The organism is Erwinia sp. S38 (assembly GCF_016624545.1).
Lineage (GTDB): Bacteria > Pseudomonadota > Gammaproteobacteria > Enterobacterales > Enterobacteriaceae > Erwinia > Erwinia coffeiphila.
In genome coordinates, this window is the sequence record NZ_JACVTS010000016.1 from 41,145 (window position 1) to 61,847 (window position 20,703).

Genomic DNA, 20,703 nt, shown 5'->3' on the forward strand with positions numbered 1-20,703 from the left:
CCTCGCTTATTGCGTCAGCGGTTTAACAAAACGATCGGTGACGAAACTGCTGTAGTCGCTGGCCACCTGCGGCACCTTGCCCTGCTCTTTCAGGAAGTTAGCGGTATCAACAATCGCCTTATTCACCGGGCCGTTCAGCTCCTGCACCTGCTGCTGTGCGGTAAGATAGGTATTCCCTTTGACCAACACCGGCACATCTTCGGTCGGTACGCCGCTCAGGCGCGACAGCTTGCTCAGGTTGTCATCCTGCTTCAGCCAGGCTTCCGGGTTATCGATATAGGCTTTTTGCGGGGCCAGCGCGCTGCGGGCAAAGGCGGTCACCACCTCAGGATGCTTCTCGGCGAAGTCCTTGCGTACCACCCAGACATCGAGAGTCGGTGAACCCCATTTCCCCACCTGCGAGGAATCGGTCAGCACGGTGCCGTCTTTTTCCAGCTGGTTTACCGCCGGTGACCAGACGTAGGCACCGTCGATATCTCCGCGCTGCCAGGCGGCAATAATCGCCGGGGGCTGCAGGTTAATGATCTGGACCTGGCCCGGCTTGATACCCCAGTGCTTCAGCGAGGCCAGCAGGCTGTAATGCGTGGTGGAGATAAACGGCACGGCGATGCGTTTACCAATCAGGTCTTTAGGATCTTTAATGTTCTTTTTCACCACCAGCGCTTCGGAGTTACCGAGCTGTGATGCCAGCAGGAAGACTTCAATCGGCACGCCCTGGCTGGCCGCAACGGCGAGCGGGCTGGAACCGAGGTTACCAATCTGCACATCACCAGAAGCCAGTGCCCTGACCACGCTGGCGCCGCTGTCGAATTTGCGCCAGTCCACTTTTGCCCCGCTCTCTTTAGCAAAGGTGTCGTCGGCCTGCGCGACTTTCGCCGGTTCGGCTGATGTCTGATAGGCGACGGTCACGTCCACCGCCTGTGCGTTAAGTGCTGCCAGCCCCAGTGCCGCTGCCAGAATTGAAACCGTAAATTTACCCGCCATAGCCCGCTCCAGTATTGTTGTTATCGGTGAACACCTCCTTTGTAACCGGGCGCGACTATCGCAATAAAGTAATTAAAAATTCTTTTTTATATCTAAGTGTACTTAGTAATTTTTACGCAAAAGTCTGCCGGAAAGCGCACAAAGCGCCGCGTTAAGCCATTACTGATTACACAGGGGTGGCATATGTCATGGCAGATGAAACATTTGCTTTCGTACTGGCTTTGCTGGAGGGCTGGCTGAGGGTCTGCCAGTGGCAGCCAGATTCTGACTGACGCGGTGGAGTACAAGGCTTGAGAAGTTAACGCCCTGGGCGTGCTGCACACGCCCAGGAATATCAGTGCCAGATGAGCAACACGCAGGCGGCGGTCAGCAGCCCCATGAACACGTTGAAAATCGTCCATGCACGGCGGCTGCGCAGAATGCGGCCAATCAGCGTGCCGAATCCCAGCCAGATCACCGCCGACGCGAAGTTCACGATTGCCAGCGCAATACTGATGGCGACGACGGAGCCGAGGTAACCCTTTCCGGCCAGACTGAAGCTGGCTACCGCACCCAGCACCATCAGCCAGGCTTTGGGGTTAATCAGTTGCAGCAGACCACCCTGCCAGAACGGCATCGGGGACGCCGGGCCGTCACCGGTCTCCAGCTTCTCATATTTCGCCGTGCCGATTTTCCATGCCAGCCACAGCAGATAAAGGCTACCGGCAATCTTCATAAACAGATGCAGGGAGGGATAGAGCAAAATTAACCCGCCGATACCAAACGCCACCATCAGCAGCATGATCTGCATACCGAGCATAATGCCAACCAGCAGGGCCAGCGATCGCCAGAAACCAAAGTTGGCACCGGAGGCGGTGAGTAACATATTATTAGGGCCAGGTGTGATGGCGGCGACCCAGAGAAAACCTAACATAGACAGAAACAGACTCAGTTCCATAGAACGGGTGCTCCCCACCCCTGAAGAAATAAACAACCCGAAGAAGCTAACAGCGAGTTATGGATACTACAAGCTCTGAACCACGGATTTTCAGTCACCTGGATGGCAAATCTTTCAGGCCTCTGCGCGGAGGCCGTAACCCTCATCTGCAAACCCTGCTACCCAGGCTGGTGCGACGTCGCATTACCCTGCAACCGCACTGGCAGCGCTTAACCCTGCCGGACAGCGATTTCGTCGATCTTGCCTGGAGTGAAGACCCGGCACAGGCGCGGCATAAACCTCGCGTGGTCCTGTTCCACGGTCTGGAAGGCAGCTTTAACAGCCCCTATGCGCACGGTCTGCTGCAGGCGTGGAAAGATCGCGGCTGGCTGGGCGTGGTGATGCATTTTCGCGGCTGTAGCGGTGAGCCGAATCGCCTGAACCGCATCTATCACTCCGGAGAGACCAGTGATGCCAGCTACTTCCTGCAGTGGCTGCGCGATGAGTGGGGCCAGGTGCCGACCGCCGCTGTCGGCGTCTCCCTCGGCGGTAATATGCTGGCCTGCCTGATGGGGCAACAGGGCGATAACTGCCTGCTGGATGCAGGCGTAGTCGTTTCCGCTCCGCTGATGCTGGAACCCTGTAGCCAGCGGCTGGAGCAGGGGTTTTCCCGTATCTACCAGCGCTATCTGCTCAATCTGCTCAAGCAGAACGCCACGCGCAAGCTGATGGCCTGGCCCGGCACGCTGCCCATAGAGCTGCCACAGCTGCGAGCACTGAAAAAGCTTCGCGCCTTTGATGATGCGATTACCGCCAGAGCCCACGGCTTTGCCGACGCGACCGACTACTATCGCCGCTGTAGCGGACTACCGCTGCTGCCCGGCATCAGCAAACCGCTGTTGATCATTCATGCACTGGACGATCCCTTTATGACCGCTGAGGTGATCCCCGATCCGGCCCTGCTGCCGCACAATATTGAGTATCAGCTGACCCGCTACGGTGGACACGTTGGTTTTGTAGGCGGAACGCTACGCCAGCCGCAAATGTGGCTGGAACAGCGTATACCGCAATGGCTTTCAACCTGGCTGGAACCCTGATGATTATTCCCTGGAAAGATCTCGACTCTGAAACGCTTGATAACCTGATTGAATCCTTTGTTCTGCGCGAGGGAACCGACTACGGTGAGCAGGAACGATCGCTGGAACAAAAAGTGAAAGACGTTCGCCGCCAGCTGGCCAGCGGAGACGCGGTGCTGGTGTGGTCGGAACTGCATGAAACCGTCAACATCATGCCGCGCGGGCAGTTTAACGGCTGAGGATAATTTTCCCGGTCGCCGCGCGGCGAGGATGACTTTGCACCGATAAACATGTTAGGAATGATCCGTCCGCCTATCTATCAGGGAGTTGTTTACCATGTCAGCCAAACACCCGGTTATCGCCGTCACCGGCTCCAGCGGTGCAGGAACGACCACCACCAGCGTTGCCTTCCGGAAAATATTCCAACAGCTTAACCTGAGGGCAGCGGAGGTCGAGGGAGACAGCTTCCATCGGTTCACCCGCCCGGAGATGGATATGGCCATCCGTAAAGCGCGCGATCTGGGTAAACACATCAGCTACTTTGGCCCGGAAGCCAACGACTTCGGACTACTGGAGCAAACCTTTATTGAGTATGGGCGTACAGGTAAAGGCAAATCACGCAAATACCTGCACACCTACGATGAAGCGGTGCCCTGGAATCAGGTGCCGGGGACCTTTACCCCATGGCAGCCGCTGCCTGAACCCACCGACGTGCTGTTCTATGAGGGCCTGCACGGCGGCGTACTCACCCCACAGAATAACGTGGCGGAAAACGTCGATCTGCTGGTTGGCGTCGTGCCTATCGTCAACCTTGAGTGGATACAGAAACTGGTGCGCGATACCAGCGAGCGCGGCCATTCGCGTGAAGCGGTGATGGATTCGGTGGTGCGTTCAATGGAAGATTACATTAACTACATCACGCCACAGTTCTCCCGCACCCACCTGAACTTCCAGCGCGTCCCGACCGTGGATACCTCCAACCCTTTCGCCGCCCGGGGCATCCCGTCACTGGACGAGAGTTTTGTGGTTATTCACTTCCAGGGGCTGGAAGATATCGATTTTCCCTATCTGCTTACCATGATTCAGGGCTCATTTATCTCCCATATTAAAACCCTGGTAGTGCCAGGCGGAAAAATGGGCCTGGCGATGGAACTGATTATGGGCCCACTGGTTAAACGGCTGATCGAAGGGAAAAAAATCAGCTGATCGGATAGTCATTGCGACTATGACATAAGCTGCTGATGGATAAAGCCAATATGCAGCTGTACGCCAATTGGCAGGACATCTTCATCAAGACGGAAGTGCGGATTATGCAGGCTCCAGCAGGTGCCTTTTTCCTCATTTCCCGAACCGATAAACAGGAAGCATCCGGGGATAACCTGCTGGTAAGCTGAAAAATCTTCACAGCCAAACATGGGATGCGGCATTATTTTCAACGCGTCGGCTCCCAGCGTATCCACCACATTTTTTGCGGCAAAACGACAGGCATCCGGGTGATTGAAGCCCAGCGTGTAACCCTTTGTCCATTCCAGCTTGTAGCTGGCCCCAACCGCCGCCGTCATGCCACCAAGCATCTGTTCCATCATTTTTGGGATTTCAATGCGGGTGTTTTCACTCAGCGTGCGCAGAGTTCCTCTGAGATGTGCCACATCCGGAATAACGTTGTAGCCCCCGTCGGCCAGAAAACTGGCAATACTGAGCACGGCACCCTCGTTAGGGTCAAGCCTGCGTGAAATGATTTGCTGCAGCTCCTGAACAACCCCGGCACCTAACACCACGGGATCGCACGCCGTATGCGGCAGAGCAGCATGCGAGCCTTTCCCCTGCAGAATCAGATCGAAATTATCACTGGCCGCGCTAAAAACACCTTCGGTGAAACTGACGGTACCGGTAGGAAAAGCCGGCATCACGTGCAGACCAAAAATCATCGAAACCCCATTAAGCACACCCAGAGAAACCAGTTCCTGTGCCCCACCCGGCGGCACCTCTTCTGCATGCTGAAAAATAAATCTCACGGTTCCGGCAATCTGTTGTTGCAGCTGGCACAGTACCCAGGCCGCTCCCATCAGCATGGCCGTATGCGCATCGTGACCACAGGCATGCATGACGCCCGCATTACGCGAGGTAAAAGGCTCCTGGTTCAGCTCATGGATCGGCAGCGCATCCATATCAGCACGTAGCGCTATGCATGGGCCGGGGCGCGCCCCTTTTAGCTCCGCCAGCACGCTGTTAGGTGTGGGACGGCTAAGGGTTAATGCACCCCATTGCTGAAGCTCGCTGGCGACGTAATCCGCAGTTTTTTGCTCATGAAAAGAGAGCTCGGCATGCTCATGAATATGTCGACGCCATTGCAGTACTCGTGGGGTGATATCTTTAATCAGTGACGCGGTTTGAGATTTCATAGTTACTCCTGTAACGGTGAAAAAGCAGCCAGAGCCGACTACCGGGCAGTGAAGCCAGTCACCCCATCCGTCACTCGTGTTCACCCGGCCAATGACCGGGCCAACAGCCGCAGAAAACGTATTTCATGGGTAGGGTGAATAGGGTGATAAAAACACAAATCAGTGCAAGATCTGTGGCGAACCGTGCCAAAACGGCCCTCGTACAGCAGGCTTAAAGATCCCTCTCAAGACAATAAAAACGACAGTCGCTCCTTTTCTCACTATGCTGAAGCGAGACAACATGACACAACACAAGACAGCCAGGTCAAGCTGTGCTACAAACGGTGCTGTATTATTATTCTGGCATTGCAATGCATGGTGAAAACGGGACAACAGGATGAGCCAGACTCTTAACGGTATGGCCCGTTTGATTTTCCTATGGGAAGCGCCTGACAGGGAACTCCTTCCCTGTGTACCCGAAATATTTCAAAAAGCAGTTAACATTTCTGCAACCTGAGTGATAAAAGGGTATATTTAGGCACGATTACAATAAGAGGATAACAGCGAATGGTTCTCGGCAAACCGCAAACAGACCCAACCCTCGAATGGTTCCTGTCACATTGCCATATTCACAAATATCCATCCAAAAGCACCTTGATCCATCAGGGTGAAAAGGCAGAAACCCTCTACTACATCGTCAAAGGCGCAGTAGCGGTGCTGATCAAGGATGAAGAAGGCAAAGAAATGATTCTTTCCTACCTCAATCAGGGCGACTTTATTGGCGAACTGGGCCTTTTCGAAGAGGGCCAGGAGCGAAGTGCGTGGGTGCGCGCTAAAAGTGCCTGTGAAGTAGCTGAAATTTCCTATAAAAAATTCCGCCAGTTGATTCAGGTTAACCCTGACATTCTGATGCGTCTTTCTTCGCAGATGGCACGCCGTCTGCAGGTCACGTCTGAGAAAGTGGGTAACCTCGCCTTCCTTGACGTAACCGGTCGTATTGCACAAACCCTGCTTAATCTGGCCAAACAGCCGGATGCCATGACCCACCCGGATGGCATGCAGATCAAGATCACCCGCCAGGAAATCGGCCAGATCGTTGGCTGTTCTCGTGAAACCGTGGGGCGTATTTTGAAAATGCTGGAAGATCAAAACCTGATTTCCGCGCACGGTAAAACTATCGTGGTTTACGGTACGCGCTAAGCGGTTGTGGATCTGTGGCGCGACAGCCTGGTCGCGCCTTTTTTTTCTGTGGTATTGGGCATGTGGCGGAGAATCATCTATCACCCTGAAGTGAACTATGCACTGCGGCAAACGCTGGTGCTGTGCCTGCCGATAGCCGTTGGCTGGCTGTTGGGCGATCTTCGACAGGGTTTACTCTTCTCATTGGTTCCCGCCTGCTGTAACAACGCCGGTCTTGATACTCCCCATAAACGTTTTTTCAAGCGCCTGATTATCGGCGGCAGCCTGTTTGCCTTCTGTAGCTTTATGATCCTGTATGCCGGGGAACAGGGCGTACCGCTGCCGATCATCATGCTGGTGATGGCACTGATGCTGGGCGTCACTGCGGAAATCAGTCCACTACATGGCCGTCTGCTGCCCGCCTCGCTCATTGCCGCCATTTTTACCCTCAGCCTTGCCGGAAGAGTTCCCCTCTGGCAACCGCCGCTGCTCTATATTCTCGGTACCATCTGGTACGGGCTGTTTAACTGGCTGTGGTTCCGCCTGTGGAAAGAGCAGCCAATGCGTGAAACGCTTAGCCTGCTGTATCGCGAGCTGGCCGATTACTGCGAGGCGAAATATACGCTGCTGACCCGGCTGACCGACCCGCAGACGGCCCTCCCGCCGCTGCTGGCACGCCAGCAGAAAGCGGTGGATTTAATTAATACCTGCTATCAGCAGATGTATATGCTGGCCGCCAGCCAGGATAACCACTATCAGCGGCTAACGCGGGCCTTTCAGGTGGCACTGGATCTACAGGAACACATTTCCGTCAGCCTGCATCAGCCGGAAGAAGTGCAAAAGCTGGTGGAACAGAGCCACGCCGAAGCGGTGATCCGCTGGAATGCACAAACCATTGCCGCCCGGCTGCGAGTGCTGGCCGATGACATTCTCTATCATCGCTATCCTGAACGTTTCACCATGGATAAACCATTGCAGGCGCTGGAGAAAATCTCCCGGCAGAATAAAGACAATCCGGTGGGTAATTTCTGCTATTACCATTTCAGCCGCATCGCCCGTGTGCTCCGTACCCAGCGGCCGCTGTATCGACGCGATCTGATGGCGGATCGCCAGCGTCGGCTACCGCTGATCCCGGCGCTGAAGAGCTACCTGTCGTTGAAATCTCCGGGCCTGCGCAGCGCTGCACGCTATGGCGTGATGCTTGCCTTTGCCAGCTCGCTGGCGCTGTTTTTTAATCTGCCCAAGCCCTACTGGATACTGATGACGGTCATGTTCGTCAGCCTCAATGGCTACGGTGCCACTCGGGTGCGCATTCAGCACCGGGCAATGGGAACCCTGGCCGGCCTGGTCATTGCCGCCGTTATGCTGCGCCTGCACGCGCCAGAATCGGTGATGCTGCTGGTTATGCTAGCCCTGACGCTAATCGGTAATCTGTTTATCCGTAAATTCTACGGCTGGGCCACGATCGGCTTTACCATTACCACAGTATTCACGCTGCAACTGCTGTCGCTCAACGGTGTGCAGCTGCTGATACCGCGCCTGATGGATACGCTGATTGGCTGTCTGATTGCCTTTGGTGGGATGATCTGGCTGTGGCCGCAGTGGCAGAGCGGGCTGTTAAGGCAGAATGCCCACGATGCGCTGGAAGCCTATCAGGAAGCGCTGCAGCTTTTGCTGGGACAGGAACAGGAACCGGCAAAACTGGCCTGGCAGAGGATGCGGGTCAATCAGGCCCACAACGCGCTGTTTAACTCGCTGCATCAGGCGATGCAGGAACCAAACTTTAATGCCAGCTATCTGAAGGATATGCAGCTGTGGGTGACCCACAGCCAGTTTATTGTCGAACACATTAATGCCATGACGATTCTGGCTCGCGAGCACACCATGCTCACGGAATCACTGGCACAGCGCTATTTGCAGTCGTGCGAAATCGCACTGCAGCGCTGCCAGCAGCGCCTGGAATATGACGGCCCCAGCTCAGACAGCAACGTACTGGAAGCGCCGGAAGATTTTCATCAGGGTCCGGTGACCATCCTGGAACGGCACGTGAAGCGTATTCTCGGCCACCTCAGCACCATGCACACTATCTCGTCGCTGACCTGGAGCCAGCGCCCGCATCAGGGGCGCTGGCTGTCCCGGCGTTTACGCAAGTCGCCCTAGCCTAAAACTTTTTCTACCGCTGCCGCAAAGCGCTTCATCCCTTCGGTAATATCCGCAGGATCGATAACCAGCGATGGTGCAAAGCGCATCACGTCCGTACCGGCTACCAACACCATCACCCCTTCAGCCGCTGCGGCATTCAGGATGTCGCGCGCTTTACCGGCATGCTGCGGTTTCAGCGCGGCACCGATCAGCAGCCCCATTCCACGGATTTCGCTGAACAGATCCAGTTTGGCATCCAGCGCTTGCAGAGCATCAACAAACAGCTGACGCCGCTGCGCCACGCCGTCCAGCACCTCTGGGGTATTGATAATATCCAGCGCCGCTTCCGCTACCGCACAGGCCAGCGGGTTACCGCCGTAGGTGGTGCCGTGTACGCCAGGAGCCATCACCGATGCGATCTCGTTGGTGGTCAGCATCGCACTCACCGGGAAGCCGCCGCCCAGCGCTTTCGCCGTGGTGACGATATCCGGCTTCACGCCGTAATGTTCATAGGCAAACAGCTTGCCGCTGCGGCCCATTCCACTCTGTACTTCATCCAGTACCAGCAGCGCATTATGCTCATCACACAGCTGACGCAGCCCCTGCATAAATTCCTGAGTCGCAGGCGTTACGCCGCCTTCGCCCTGGATAGGCTCCACCACGATGGCGCAGGTGTGATCGTCGATAACCGCTTTGACCGCCGCCAGGTCGTTAAACGGCACATGGACGATATCGGCAGGCTTCGGCCCAAAGCCGTCGGAGTACTTCGGCTGTCCACCGACGGAAACCGTAAACAGCGTACGGCCATGGAAGGCGTTATGGAAAGCGATGATCTTGCTTTTAAACGGGCTGTGGCGCTGGGTAGCGTAATAGCGCGCCAGCTTGAATGCCGCTTCGTTGGCTTCCGCACCGGAGTTAGCAAAGAACACGCGCTCGGCGAAGGTAGCAGCAATCAGCTTGCTGGCCAGGCGCAGGGCAGGTTCGTTGGTGAAGACATTGCTGGTATGCCACAGGGTTTCACCCTGGGTTTTCAGCGCTTCAACCAGTGCCGGATGGCAGTGACCGAGCGCCGTTACCGCAATACCGCCGGAGAAATCGACGTACTCTTTCCCTTCCTGATCCCAGATGCGGCTCCCTTTTCCTTTTACCGGAACGAACTGCGCTGGTGCATAAACAGGCAAAATCACTTCATCGAATGTTGCCCGCGTTACCGCTAATTTTTCCGCTGCCATCAACCACCTCGCCGTTTAATCTTTGCATTAATGTGAAAATATAGTCATGAAATATGCATAAAAAATCAAAAAAAGGCAAACACTAACTCAGTAGCGCAGGAAATTTTCCAGCAGCTGATGCCCCTGCTCGCTCAGGATACTTTCCGGGTGGAACTGCACGCCTTCCAGCGGCAGCGTGCGGTGGCGAAATCCCATAATCTCATCCGGCTGGCCGTCGCGCAGCGTCCAGGCCGTCAGCTCAAATTCATCCGGCAGCGTCCCGGTCTCTACAATCAGTGAATGATAGCGGGTGACGGTCAGCGGATGATTCAGCCCGGCAAAAACGCCGCCGTCGTTATGCTCAATGGCCGACGTTTTACCGTGCATAACCTGGCGAGCACGAACCACTTTGGCGCCGAACGCCTGGGCGATTGCCTGATGCCCCAGGCAAACACCAAGCACGGGCACCTGACCGGCGAAATGGCTGATCGCGGCCAGTGAGATACCCGCTTCGTTGGGCGTACACGGACCGGGGGAGATCACCAGATGTTGAGGGGCCAGAGCGGCAATTTCAGCCAGCGTAATATCGTCGTTACGGCGAACGATGACCTCGGTGCCCAGTTCAGAAAAATACTGGTAGAGGTTCCAGGTGAAGGAGTCGTAATTGTCGATAAGCAGCAGCATGGCGAATTCCGGTAAACGATTTACGCCGCTATTTTACGGATTTTACGCCGTTTCGCTTCTCTCTTTACGGTAGAGAAGATGAGGCAAAAACCTGAACCAGCCCCGCAGACCGATTCAGGCACAGTGCATAAGCTTACGGCAGAACTTTGGCGGAGAGGATCACCACCGGAGTCACCGGCACATTCTGGTAAGGACCAACATTCTGGGTTGGCACCTGGGCAATCTTATCAGCCACATCCATACCTTTAACCACTTTACCGAACACCGCGTAACCAAAGTCCCGCTGGCCGTGATCAAGGAAGGCGTTATCCGCCACGTTAATAAAGAACTGACTGGTTGCGCTGTCTTTTTCTGCTGTACGCGCCATAGAAATGGTACCGCGTTTGTTCAGCAGGCCGTTATCCGCTTCATTTTTGATCGGAGCGTTAGGCTGCTTCTGCTGCATGTCAGTGGTGAAGCCACCGCCCTGCAGCATAAAGCCCGGGATCACACGATGGAATGTGGTGTTGTTGTAAAAGCCGCTGTTGACGTAATCAACAAAGTTTTTTACCGAAACAGGGGCTTTCTGATTATTCAATTCCAGCTCAATGCTACCTGCTGAAGTGGTCAGCAGTACATGTGTATCCCCTTTCGCGGCGAATGCAGAAGCAGAGATCGATGACAGTGCGAGAACTGCCGCCACCGCGGTCAAAGTACGTTTCAACATGAAATATTCCTTACTGAGGGCAATAAGCCATAAATACAACGCTGATTGTAAATAGGCACTTACCAACGCGCCAGCGTTTTACCTTTATTTACTCAGGAAGACATTGCTGTAAAAGTAAATGACCAATGAATAAATGTGACAAAAATCACACTAACAGTGAAATTCGATAATTATTATTTCATTAAATATTCATGCAGATCACGAATATGGTTAAACTCCTACGGCATATCTCAGGTACCTCGCCTGAGAAACTTCCTTCCAGACAGGTTTCCACTATGACAAATCGCGATCGAATCGGACTTACCTGGATCAGCTTCTTCTCTTATGCGTTGACCGGTGCAGTGGTTATCGTTACCGGTATGGTACTGGAGAATATAGCAGAGTACTTCCAGCTTCCCGTGGCTCAGATGAGCAACACCTTTACATTTCTTAACGCCGGGATACTGCTGGCCGTATTCCTTAACGCCTGGCTGATGGAAATCGTGCCGCTGAAGCGTCAGCTGATTTTTGGCTTCGTGCTGATGGTTCTGGCGATACTGGGGCTGATGACCAGCCACAGCCTGAGCGTCTTCTCGCTCTGCATGTTCGTGCTGGGCGTGGTGAGCGGTATTACCATGTCGATCGGTACCTTCCTGATCACCCATCTTTATGAAGGACGCCAGCGCGGTTCGCGCCTGCTGTTTACCGACTCCTTCTTCAGCATGGCCGGTACTATCTTCCCGATTATCGCTGCCGCTCTGCTGGCGCGTGCGTTACCGTGGTACTGGGTTTACGTGTGCATCGGCGTGATCTACGTGGCGATCTTTGTTCTGGCGCTGTGCTTTGAATTCCCGGTACTGGGCAAGAAAGCCACCAGCGGCGAGCCGGTCAAAAAGGAAAAATGGGGCGTGGGCGTTGGCTTCCTGGCAGTGGCCGCTCTGTGCTATATCCTCGGCCAGCTGGGCTTTATCGGCTGGGTTCCTCAGTATGCGACCAAAAGCATGGGCATGGATATTGGCCAGGCCGGTAGTCTGGTGGGCAACTTCTGGACCGCCTATATGGTTGGTATGTGGGCGTTCAGCGCCATCCTGCGCTTCTTCGATCCACAGCGTATCGTCACCCTGCTGGCCCTGCTGGCTACCGCGCTGATGTACTGGTTCATCACCACCACCGACGCCTCAATGCTGAAGTGGATCATGCTGAGCCTGGGCTTCTTCTCCAGCGCTATCTACACCACCATCATCACCCTGGGCTCGCTGCAGACCAAAGCGTCTTCACCAAAACTGGTGAACTTTATTCTGACCTGCGGCACCGTGGGCACCATGCTGACCTTCGTGGTGACCGGCCCTATCGTGGAAAAAGGCGGTGCTCACGCCGCGCTGGCAACGGCTAACGGCCTGTACGCGGTGGTGTTTGTGATGTGCCTGCTGCTGGGCTTCGTCAGCAAGCACAAGCTGCATGGCCATATGAACTCGCATTAATTCGCGACCGTTAATGCAGCTAAAAAGCCGGTGCCTGTGCACCGGCTTTTTTTATATGTCATTCCGGTAAATCATCCGTTAACCCCCCTCAATACCCGACCGACTTTCCTCTCACGTTAAAAATCATAAAAGCTATGATTTCATAATGTTATGTAGCTAACATTTTTTCTGCCGCCTACCCACTAATGGGTATTTGCCGGGGGGGATTGATACACATCAATAACCTCGATATCCGAGAGGTTATCGTACGATCAGAATCTTATTAATGAGGCAAAGCATGAGTATCAAACTCGCCATCATTGGCAACGGTATGGTCGGCCACCGCCTGATCGAAGAACTGGTGGAAAAGTCACAGCCCGGACAGTTTGAGATCACTGTCTTTTGCGAAGAACCTCGCGTGGCCTACGACAGGGTCCACCTTTCCGCTTACTTCTCTCACCACACCGCTGAAGAGCTGTCGCTGGTGCGGGAAGGTTATTACCAGAAACACGGCATCAATATCCTGATTGGTGAGCGCGCTATCCTGATTAACCGCGAAGAGAAAGTCATTCACGCCAACAGCGGCCGCCTGGTGCCCTATGACAAGCTGGTGCTGGCTACCGGTTCACGCCCGTGGGTGCCACCGATCCCCGGTGCGGAAGGTGCAGACTGTTTCGTTTACCGCACGATTGAAGATCTGAACGGCATTGAAGCCTGTGCCCGCCGCAGCAAACGCGGTGCGGTCGTCGGCGGCGGTCTGCTGGGCCTGGAAGCCGCTGGCGCACTGAAAAACCTCGGTATTGAAACCCACGTTATCGAATTTGCCCCGGTACTGATGGCCGAACAGCTCGACCGTATGGGCGGCGAGCAGCTAAGGCGTATAATCGAGAGCATCGGCGTGCAGGTGCATACCGGGAAAAATACCCGGCAGATTGTGCACCATGCTCCGAGAGGTAAAACCCTGCAGTTTGCCGATGACAGCCAGCTTGAGGTCGATTTTATCGTCTTCTCCACCGGCATCCGCCCGCAGGATGCGCTGGCGAAACAGTGCAATCTGGCCACCGGTACGCGCGGTGGCGTGGTGATTAACGACAGCTGCCAGACCAGCGATGCGGATATCTATGCCATCGGTGAGTGTGCGTCATGGCGTGAGCATGTCTATGGTCTGGTCGCACCGGGCTATAAAATGGCGCAAATCGCCGCCGACCATCTGTTAGGCGGCAGCAGCCACTTCGAAGGCGCGGACATGAGCGCCAAGCTCAAGCTGCTGGGCGTGGACGTGGGCGGTATCGGCGATGCCCACGGGCGGACGCCCGGCGCACGCAGCTACGTTTATCTCGATGAGAGTAAAGAAGTCTATAAACGCCTGATCGTCAGCGCGGATAACAAAACGCTGCTGGGCGCGGTGCTGGTAGGCGACACCAGCGACTATGGCAACCTGCTGCAGCTGGCGCTGAATGCGATCGAACTGCCGGCCAATCCGGATGGACTGATTCTGCCTGAACACGCCGGAGCAAAACCGTCGATTGGCGTTGAATCGCTACCGGACAGCGCGCAGATCTGCTCCTGCTTTGACGTCACCAAAGGCACAATCGTGCAGGCGGTACAAAACGGCTGTCACAGCGTTGCCGCGCTGAAAGCGGAAACCAAAGCCGGGACCGGCTGTGGTGGCTGTATCCCGCTGATCACTCAGGTGCTGAATGCGGAACTGAGCCGCCAGGGCATCGAGGTAAACCATCATCTGTGCGAACACTTCCCGTGGTCACGCCAGGAGCTGTATCACCTGATCCACGTCAATAACATCCGGTCGTTTAATCAGCTGATTAACAAATATGGCAAAGGCTACGGCTGTGAAGTGTGTAAGCCAACGGTGGGATCGCTGCTGGCATCCTGCTGGAATGAATATGTGCTGAAGCCGGAACATACGCCATTGCAGGACAGTAACGACCTGTTCCTCGGTAATATTCAGAAGGACGGCACCTACTCGATTATCCCTCGCTCGGCGGGCGGTGAGATCACGCCAGAGGGTCTGATGGCGATCGGCAACGTTGCCCGTCAGTACAACCTGTACACCAAAATCACCGGTTCACAGCGTATTGGCCTGTTTGGCGCACAGCAGGACGATCTGCCGGTCATCTGGGAGCAGCTGATTGCCGCCGGGTTTGAAACCGGTCACGCCTACGCCAAAGCGCTACGCATGGCGAAAACCTGCGTGGGCAGCACCTGGTGTCGTTTCGGCGTCGGCGACAGTGTCGGCTTCGGCGTCGAGTTGGAAAATCACTACAAAGGCATCCGTACGCCGCACAAGATGAAATTCGGCGTTTCCGGCTGTACCCGCGAGTGTGCCGAAGCACAGGGTAAAGACGTGGGAATTATCGCCACCGAAAAAGGCTGGAACCTTTACGTCTGTGGTAACGGCGGCATGAAGCCTCGCCATGCCGAGCTGCTGGCTGCCGATCTCGACCGCGATACGCTGATGCACTATCTGGACCGCTTTATGATGTTCTATATCCGCACCGCCGATAAGCTTCAACGCACTTCGGTGTGGCTGGATAATCTGGAAGGCGGTATCGACTATCTGCGGCAGGTGGTGATTCACGACAAACTGGGTATCAACGCGCAGCTGGAAGAAGAAATCAATCGTCTGCGCGCGCAGGTGGTTTGCGAGTGGACTGAAACGGTTAATGATGCGCAGCAGCGCGCTCGCTTTGCCCACTTTGTTAACAGCAGCGCACGCGATCCGCTGGTGCAGATGGTGCCGGAACGCGAGCAGCATCGTCCTGCTCGGGTGCAGGAACGCATTGAGATTATCCAACTGGAGGAAAATGTATGAGCCAGTGGCAGGAGATTTGCCCGTTGACCAGTATTCTGCCCGCAACCGGCGTTTGCGCGCTGGTTGGTAGCCAGCAGATTGCCATTTTCCGCCCGGGTGAAGATGAGCAGGTGTTCGCGTTAAGCAATATCGACCCGTTTGCCCACGCCAGCGTGCTGTCGCGCGGTATCATCGCCGAGCACCAGCAGGAGCTGTGGGTGGCCAGTCCGCTGAAAAAACAGCGTTTCCGCCTGCGCGATGGCCTGTGCATGGAAGATGAAGGCCACTCAGTTCCGAGCTATCCGGCTCGGATCAGTCACGGAATGATTGAGATAAACCTTGCGGCGGAAACCTCCGCCGCCTGACACATCCCTTACCGGCCGCACGCACCTTCGCATGCGGCCATCCTGCCGTTTTCTTTTGTGAGTCTTTATGGATTTTCTTCCTCTGTTCTGTCAGCTGCGTGATAAACCCTGCCTGCTGGTTGGCGGTGGCGACGTCGCCGAGCGTAAAGCCCATCTGCTGCTGGCGAGCGGTGCCCGCCTGCGCGTCTGCGCCCGTGAGTTTTCACCGCAGTTCCAGCTCTGGCAGCAGGCGGGTAAAGCCACGCTGATTACCAATCCGTTTAGCCCGTCGCTGCTGGATGACTGCTGGCTGGTGATTGCCGCCACCGACGATGAGGCGCTGAACCAGCGGGTCAGCCAGAGTGCCGACGCGCGGCGGATGTTCTGCAACGTAGTCGATGCGCCGCAGAGCGCCAGCTGCATTATGCCGTCGATTATCGATCGGTCTCCGCTGATGATCGCCGTCTCTTCCGGCGGGAATGCACCGGTCATGGCCCGGATGCTGCGTGAAAAGCTGGAAGCCCTGCTGCCGCTGCATCTTGGCAGGCTTGCAGCGTGGGGCGGTGCTCAGCGGCAGCGGGTTAAACAGCAGTTCAGCAGCGGGCAGCGCCGCCGCTTCTGGGAAAAACTGTTTAACCATCAGCGGCTGGCGCAGTCGCTGGCCAACGGCGACAGCCAGCAGGTAGAGCGGCTGAGCGAACAGTTATTTACCGAACCGCTGGAGCAGCGGGGCGAAGTGGTGCTGGTCGGCGCCGGTCCGGGTGATGCCGGGCTGCTAACCCTGAAAGGACTGCAACAGATCCAGCAGGCCGACGTGGTGGTTTACGATCGGCTGGTGTCCGATGAGGTGCTAGCCCTGGCGCGGCGCGATGCTGAGCGCATCTTTGTCGGTAAACGCGCGGGGCACCACTGCGTTCCCCAGCACGAAATCAACCAGATCCTGCTCCAGCAGGCGCAAAGCGGCAAACGGGTGGTTCGTCTCAAAGGCGGCGATCCGTTTATCTTCGGCCGCGGTGCGGAAGAGCTGGAGGCCCTACAGGGGGCCGATATCCCCTTCTCCGTGGTGCCAGGTATCACTGCCGCATCGGGCTGTTCGGCCTACAGCGGCATTCCGCTGACCCACCGTGACTACGCACAGAGCGTACGGCTGGTCACCGGCCACCTGCAGCAAAACGGCGAGCTGGAGTGGCAGCATCTGGCCGCAGAGCGGCAAACCCTGGTATTTTATATGGGGCTGACCCAGGCGGCAGAAATTCGTCAGCAGCTAATCAAACACGGCATGTCACCGGAGATGCCGGTCGCACTGGTAGAAAACGGCACGTCAACGCGACAGCGTGTGGTCACGGGTTCACTGGCTGAGCTGGCTGAACTGGCTGAAGAAGTGGAAAGCCCGGCGCTGATTATTATTGGAGAGGTGGTGGCGCTGCGCGAGCAGCTGAACTGGTTTTGACAAACAAAAACGGGTGGCCTGAAGCCACCCGTTTTTATATTCAGGATTACGGCTGGGCGACGAAACCGACGGCAGCGTAAACCTTTTTCAGGGTTTCCTGCGCACGGGCACGGGCTTTCGCCGCACCGTCACGCATAATCTGATCGAGGAAGGCTTCATCGTTGCGATAACGATGATAGCGCTCCTGCAGCTCGCTCAGCATACCGGATACCGCATCCGCCACGGCCCCTTTCAGGTGACCATACATCTGACCGTCGAACTCTTTTTCCAGATCGGAGACGGACTTACCGGTTACGCCCGCCAGAATATCCAGCAGGTTAGAGACACCCGGTTTGTTTTTCACATCGTAACGTACGACAGGTGGCTCATCGCCATCGGTCATCGCACGCTTAATTTTTTTCACCACCGACTTCGGATCTTCCAGCAGGCCGACGACGTTATTACGGTTATCATCAGATTTGGACATTTTCTTGGTCGGTTCCAGCAGCGACATCACGCGCGCACCTGATTTCGGAATAAACGGCTCAGGAACCTTGAAGATATCACCGTAGATGGCGTTAAAGCGTGCGGCAACGTCACGGCTCAGCTCCAGATGCTGCTTCTGATCTTCACCCACCGGCACCTGGTTGGTCTGATACAGCAGAATATCTGCCGCCATCAGCACCGGATAATCAAACAGCCCGGCGTTAATGTTCTCTTCATAGCGCGCGGACTTGTCCTTGAACTGGGTCATACGGCTCAGTTCACCGAAGTAGGTGTAACAGTTAAGAATCCAGCCCAGCTGAGTGTGCTCCGGCACGTGCGACTGCACAAAGATAGTGCTTTTCTGCGGGTCGATCCCACAGGCAAGGTATAGCGCCAGCGTATCCAGCGTTGCCTTACGCAGCGCGACGGGGTCCTGGCGTACAGTGATCGCGTGCAGGTCAACGATGCAGTAAACACAGTGATAGTCATCCTGCATCTGTACCCACTGACGCAGCGCTCCCATATAGTTACCGATGGTCAGTTCACCTGAAGGCTGTGCGCCGCTAAATACAATGGGTTTACTCATGTTTCCGTCCTGATAATTACAGCCCTAACGCGGGCATTAAATCGTTAAAGTGATCGAGCGTGATGTCAGGCTGACTGGTGGCTACGGGCTCACCGTAGTTGTAGCCGTAATTCATGCCGATACAGGGACATCCTGCCGCCTGTGCCGCCAGAATATCATTGCGGGAGTCCCCTACAAACAGCAACTCACCGGGTAGCAGACCAAATTTTCCCAATACCATAAACAGCGGCGCAGGATGCGGTTTTTTGGCGGCGACGTCATCTCCGCCGATAACCAGCGAGAAGTAGTCCGCTATACCTAAAGACTGCAACAGCGGTGCGACAAACGGCGTCGGTTTATTCGTGACGATCGCCATTGGCAGATTCTGTGCCGCCAGCTTTGCCAGCGTCTCCTGCACATGGGGATAGAGCAGGCTACCGCTTTCTACGGTGTCGGCATAATGCTTATCAAACAGAATACGCGCTTCACGCAGCGCCTCTTCACGCGGGGCGTGGCCCTGCGCCCAGTTCAGGGCGCGCTCGATAAGAATGTCTGCACCGTTACCAATCCAGGTCGCAACACGCTCAACGCCTGCCGCAGGAAGCTGCAGCTCGGTTAAGGCTGCATCAACCGCGCTCGCCAGCCCAGGTGCGCTGTCCACCAGCGTACCGTCGAGATCGAATGCCAGTGCGCGAATATCAGTGAAATGAGCCATGGCGGGATTTGTCCAGTTCAGTGCGCATATCGTCGATCACTTTCTTGTAATCGGGATGACCAAAAATTGCTGAACCGGCCACAAACATATCGGCACCGGCCGCTGCAATTTCGCCAATGTTATCGACCTTCACGCCACCATCGACTTCAAGGCGGATATCGTAGCCGCTGTCGTCAATCAGCTTACGAACCTCACGCAGCTTGTTCAACGTGCCGGGAATAAACGACTGGCCGCCGAAGCCTGGATTTACCGACATCAGCAGAATAATGTCCAGTTTATCCATCACGTACTCAAGAATGCTGAGTGGCGTAGCCGGATTCAGCACCAGGCCCGCTTTACAGCCGTGCTCTTTGATAAGCTGCAGCGTGCGATCGACGTGTTCAGAGGCTTCAGGGTGGAAGGTGATGTAGTTAGCGCCCGCTTTGGCAAAATCAGGGATCAGACGATCGACCGGCTTAGCCATCAGATGCACATCGATTGGCGCAGTAATGCCATAATCGCGCAGGGCTTTTAAGACCATCGGTCCCATCGTCAGGTTGGGAACGTAATGATTATCCATCACATCGAAATGTATCACATCACCACCGGCAGCCAGCGCCTTCGCCGTATCTTCACCCAGGCGGGCAAAATCTGCTGCAAGGATTGATGGGGCGATTAAAAACTGTTTCATCCGTTTCTCCCAGGCTAAACCCCTGATAGCCGTGGCGGCAGCCGATGCGACTGCCGCCCGGGCCAAAGGGTCAGATCATTGTTGTTCACCGGCCAGCATAGAGCGCCAGTAATTCACTCACTTTACTCCGCGTGTTGCCACTGCGGCTAATCGAGCGGCGTACCTCAATCTCATGCAGTACCGCTCCCTGATACCAGTTCCGCGTGAGCGGCGTATCATGGTTAGAAATCAGCACCGTAATACTACTGTCCTGTGACAGCGTAGAAGCCAGCTCGGCAAGATGCTGCTGTTCGCGCAGGCTGAAGCTGTTCGTGTGATAAGCCGTAAACTTAGCGGTAGCCGAAAGAGGGGCATACGGCGGATCGCAATAAACTACCGAGCCCGTCTTCGCCTTAGCCAGGGTAACATCATAAGATTCACAAACAAAGGTGGCATTCTGCGCACGTTCGGCAAACCAGAACAGCTCGGCTTCAGGGAAATAAGGTTTACGATAGCTGCCAAACGGCACGTTGAATTCGCCGCGCAGGTTATACCGACACAGGCCGTTGTAGCAGTGACGATTAAGATACAGAAACAGCATCGCCCGGCGATACGGGTCCTGGCTGAGGTTGAACTCCTGCCGCCTGGCGTAGTAGACGACTGAGTCATTCGACTCAATTGTAAACAGCTTACGCACATCCTCAACAAAAGCCTGGGGACGTTCCTTGACAATATTGTACAGGTTGATCAGGTCGCTATTGATATCAGCAAGGATATAGCTTGGATAGTGGGTGTTAAGGAATACCGATCCGGCACCGACAAACGGCTCGATCAGGCAATCACCTTCTGGCAGATGGCGTCTAATATCGTCAAGTAATGGATACTTGCCGCCTGCCCACTTAAGAAAAGCGCGATTCTTTTTCATGCCGTCGTTAATTTTTTACTCATCAGGCTGTGGCTACACCGACAGCATATCTGCGCTTTA

At 55.4% G+C, this 20,703-nt stretch carries 19 protein-coding genes; 9 read left to right on the plus strand and 10 right to left on the minus strand.

The genetic code is table 11. The features are described from left to right. Positions 1-6 precede the first annotated feature (6 nt). Entirely contained in the window at positions 7-984 is a 978-nt protein-coding gene (tauA, locus tag IBT46_RS17665; protein WP_105594020.1) for a taurine ABC transporter substrate-binding protein, read from the minus strand. Positions 985-1,318: 334 nt separating this feature from the next. Then, positions 1,319-1,921: a LysE family translocator gene (locus tag IBT46_RS17670; protein WP_200546721.1), complete on the minus strand. Its 603-nt coding sequence runs from the start codon at positions 1,919-1,921 to the stop codon at positions 1,319-1,321. A 59-nt stretch (positions 1,922-1,980) separates the two neighbouring features. Here IBT46_RS17670 and IBT46_RS17675 point away from each other — a divergent pair, with 59 nt between their 5' ends. The 3 genes from IBT46_RS17675 (at position 1,981) to IBT46_RS17685 (ending at position 4,182) form a co-directional block, all read left to right on the plus strand. Then, complete coding sequence (locus tag IBT46_RS17675; RefSeq protein ID WP_200546722.1) at positions 1,981-2,997, plus strand: hydrolase; 1,017 nt, start codon at positions 1,981-1,983, stop codon at positions 2,995-2,997. Further along, positions 2,997-3,215 carry a YheU family protein gene (locus tag IBT46_RS17680; RefSeq protein WP_105594023.1) on the plus strand — a complete coding sequence of 73 codons (219 nt, stop codon included), beginning with the start codon at positions 2,997-2,999 and terminating at the stop codon, positions 3,213-3,215. Before IBT46_RS17675 ends, IBT46_RS17680 begins: the two co-directional genes overlap by 1 nt. A 97-nt stretch (positions 3,216-3,312) precedes the next feature. After that, on the plus strand, positions 3,313-4,182 hold the full coding sequence (locus IBT46_RS17685) for a phosphoribulokinase (protein ID WP_105594024.1): 870 nt from the start codon (positions 3,313-3,315) through the stop codon (positions 4,180-4,182). A 17-nt stretch (positions 4,183-4,199) separates the two neighbouring features. On the opposite strand, the gene IBT46_RS17690 is transcribed toward IBT46_RS17685, so the two are convergent. After that, a complete protein-coding gene (locus IBT46_RS17690; protein ID WP_200546723.1) occupies positions 4,200-5,378 on the minus strand; it encodes an amidohydrolase in 1,179 nt (392 codons plus the stop codon). Positions 5,379-5,924: 546 nt separating this feature from the next. On the opposite strand from IBT46_RS17690, the gene crp reads away from it, so the two are divergent. Both crp and IBT46_RS17700 read left to right on the plus strand, forming a co-directional pair. Then, entirely contained in the window at positions 5,925-6,557 is a 633-nt protein-coding gene (gene crp, locus IBT46_RS17695; protein ID WP_048917664.1) for a cAMP-activated global transcriptional regulator CRP, read from the plus strand. Positions 6,558-6,617: 60 nt separating this feature from the next. Beyond that, a complete protein-coding gene (locus tag IBT46_RS17700) occupies positions 6,618-8,696 on the plus strand; it encodes a YccS/YhfK family putative transporter (protein ID WP_105594131.1) in 2,079 nt (692 codons plus the stop codon). Here the strand turns inward: IBT46_RS17700 and IBT46_RS17705 are convergent. The 3 genes from IBT46_RS17705 to ppiA form a co-directional block, all read right to left on the minus strand. Then, positions 8,693-9,910 (minus strand): aspartate aminotransferase family protein, encoded by a 1,218-nt coding sequence (locus tag IBT46_RS17705; RefSeq protein WP_105594026.1) that lies wholly within the window; start codon positions 9,908-9,910, stop codon positions 8,693-8,695. The genes IBT46_RS17700 and IBT46_RS17705 overlap by 4 nt on opposite strands. An 87-nt stretch (positions 9,911-9,997) precedes the next feature. Beyond that, positions 9,998-10,573, minus strand: coding sequence for an aminodeoxychorismate synthase component II (locus tag IBT46_RS17710; RefSeq protein WP_200546724.1), 576 nt, complete (start codon positions 10,571-10,573; stop codon positions 9,998-10,000). 133 nt (positions 10,574-10,706) lie between these two features. Further along, positions 10,707-11,279, minus strand: a complete 573-nt coding sequence (gene ppiA, locus IBT46_RS17715; protein WP_105594028.1) for a peptidylprolyl isomerase A — start codon at positions 11,277-11,279, stop codon at positions 10,707-10,709. 275 nt (positions 11,280-11,554) lie between these two features. On the opposite strand from ppiA, the gene tsgA reads away from it, so the two are divergent. The 4 genes from tsgA to cysG all read left to right on the plus strand — a co-directional run bounded on the left by tsgA (position 11,555) and on the right by cysG (position 17,324). Further along, complete coding sequence (gene tsgA / locus IBT46_RS17720) at positions 11,555-12,739, plus strand: MFS transporter TsgA (protein ID WP_200546725.1); 1,185 nt, start codon at positions 11,555-11,557, stop codon at positions 12,737-12,739. Between the two features lie 277 nt (positions 12,740-13,016). After that, on the plus strand, positions 13,017-15,551 hold the full coding sequence (nirB, locus tag IBT46_RS17725) for a nitrite reductase large subunit NirB (protein ID WP_200546726.1): 2,535 nt from the start codon (positions 13,017-13,019) through the stop codon (positions 15,549-15,551). Then, the gene (gene nirD / locus IBT46_RS17730; RefSeq protein WP_105594031.1) at positions 15,548-15,895 is read left to right on the plus strand and encodes a nitrite reductase small subunit NirD; all 348 of its coding nucleotides are present in this window, start codon (positions 15,548-15,550) and stop codon (positions 15,893-15,895) included. Before nirB ends, nirD begins: the two co-directional genes overlap by 4 nt. A 67-nt stretch (positions 15,896-15,962) precedes the next feature. Next, positions 15,963-17,324 (plus strand): siroheme synthase CysG, encoded by a 1,362-nt coding sequence (cysG, locus tag IBT46_RS17735; RefSeq protein ID WP_200546727.1) that lies wholly within the window; start codon positions 15,963-15,965, stop codon positions 17,322-17,324. 46 nt (positions 17,325-17,370) lie between these two features. Here the strand turns inward: cysG and trpS are convergent, their stop codons facing one another. The 4 genes from trpS to dam form a co-directional block, all read right to left on the minus strand. Beyond that, positions 17,371-18,375: a tryptophan--tRNA ligase gene (trpS, locus tag IBT46_RS17740; protein WP_200546728.1), complete on the minus strand. Its 1,005-nt coding sequence runs from the start codon at positions 18,373-18,375 to the stop codon at positions 17,371-17,373. A 16-nt stretch (positions 18,376-18,391) separates the two neighbouring features. Beyond that, positions 18,392-19,069: a phosphoglycolate phosphatase gene (locus IBT46_RS17745; RefSeq protein ID WP_200546729.1), complete on the minus strand. Its 678-nt coding sequence runs from the start codon at positions 19,067-19,069 to the stop codon at positions 18,392-18,394. After that, positions 19,053-19,739: a ribulose-phosphate 3-epimerase gene (rpe, locus tag IBT46_RS17750; protein ID WP_200546730.1), complete on the minus strand. Its 687-nt coding sequence runs from the start codon at positions 19,737-19,739 to the stop codon at positions 19,053-19,055. The genes IBT46_RS17745 and rpe overlap by 17 nt, the downstream gene beginning before the upstream one ends. Before the next feature lie 85 nt (positions 19,740-19,824). Then, complete coding sequence (dam, locus tag IBT46_RS17755) at positions 19,825-20,643, minus strand: adenine-specific DNA-methyltransferase (RefSeq protein WP_200546731.1); 819 nt, start codon at positions 20,641-20,643, stop codon at positions 19,825-19,827. Positions 20,644-20,703 lie beyond the last annotated feature (60 nt).

Coding starts and splice junctions, on each gene's coding strand:
- IBT46_RS17690 (WP_200546723.1), bottom strand. CDS start 5,378: ATGAAATCTCAAACCGCGTCACTGATTAAAGATATCACCCCACGAGTA.
- rpe (WP_200546730.1), bottom strand. CDS start 19,739: ATGAAACAGTTTTTAATCGCCCCATCAATCCTTGCAGCAGATTTTGCC.
- IBT46_RS17705 (WP_105594026.1), bottom strand. CDS start 9,910: ATGGCAGCGGAAAAATTAGCGGTAACGCGGGCAACATTCGATGAAGTG.
- crp (WP_048917664.1), top strand. CDS start 5,925: ATGGTTCTCGGCAAACCGCAAACAGACCCAACCCTCGAATGGTTCCTG.
- IBT46_RS17685 (WP_105594024.1), top strand. CDS start 3,313: ATGTCAGCCAAACACCCGGTTATCGCCGTCACCGGCTCCAGCGGTGCA.
- tauA (WP_105594020.1), bottom strand. CDS start 984: ATGGCGGGTAAATTTACGGTTTCAATTCTGGCAGCGGCACTGGGGCTG.
- IBT46_RS17670 (WP_200546721.1), bottom strand. CDS start 1,921: ATGGAACTGAGTCTGTTTCTGTCTATGTTAGGTTTTCTCTGGGTCGCC.
- trpS (WP_200546728.1), bottom strand. CDS start 18,375: ATGAGTAAACCCATTGTATTTAGCGGCGCACAGCCTTCAGGTGAACTG.
- tsgA (WP_200546725.1), top strand. CDS start 11,555: ATGACAAATCGCGATCGAATCGGACTTACCTGGATCAGCTTCTTCTCT.
- IBT46_RS17710 (WP_200546724.1), bottom strand. CDS start 10,573: ATGCTGCTGCTTATCGACAATTACGACTCCTTCACCTGGAACCTCTAC.
- cysG (WP_200546727.1), top strand. CDS start 15,963: ATGGATTTTCTTCCTCTGTTCTGTCAGCTGCGTGATAAACCCTGCCTG.
- nirD (WP_105594031.1), top strand. CDS start 15,548: ATGAGCCAGTGGCAGGAGATTTGCCCGTTGACCAGTATTCTGCCCGCA.
- IBT46_RS17700 (WP_105594131.1), top strand. CDS start 6,618: ATGTGGCGGAGAATCATCTATCACCCTGAAGTGAACTATGCACTGCGG.
- IBT46_RS17745 (WP_200546729.1), bottom strand. CDS start 19,069: ATGGCTCATTTCACTGATATTCGCGCACTGGCATTCGATCTCGACGGT.
- IBT46_RS17680 (WP_105594023.1), top strand. CDS start 2,997: ATGATTATTCCCTGGAAAGATCTCGACTCTGAAACGCTTGATAACCTG.
- ppiA (WP_105594028.1), bottom strand. CDS start 11,279: ATGTTGAAACGTACTTTGACCGCGGTGGCGGCAGTTCTCGCACTGTCA.
- dam (WP_200546731.1), bottom strand. CDS start 20,643: ATGAAAAAGAATCGCGCTTTTCTTAAGTGGGCAGGCGGCAAGTATCCA.
- nirB (WP_200546726.1), top strand. CDS start 13,017: ATGAGTATCAAACTCGCCATCATTGGCAACGGTATGGTCGGCCACCGC.
- IBT46_RS17675 (WP_200546722.1), top strand. CDS start 1,981: ATGGATACTACAAGCTCTGAACCACGGATTTTCAGTCACCTGGATGGC.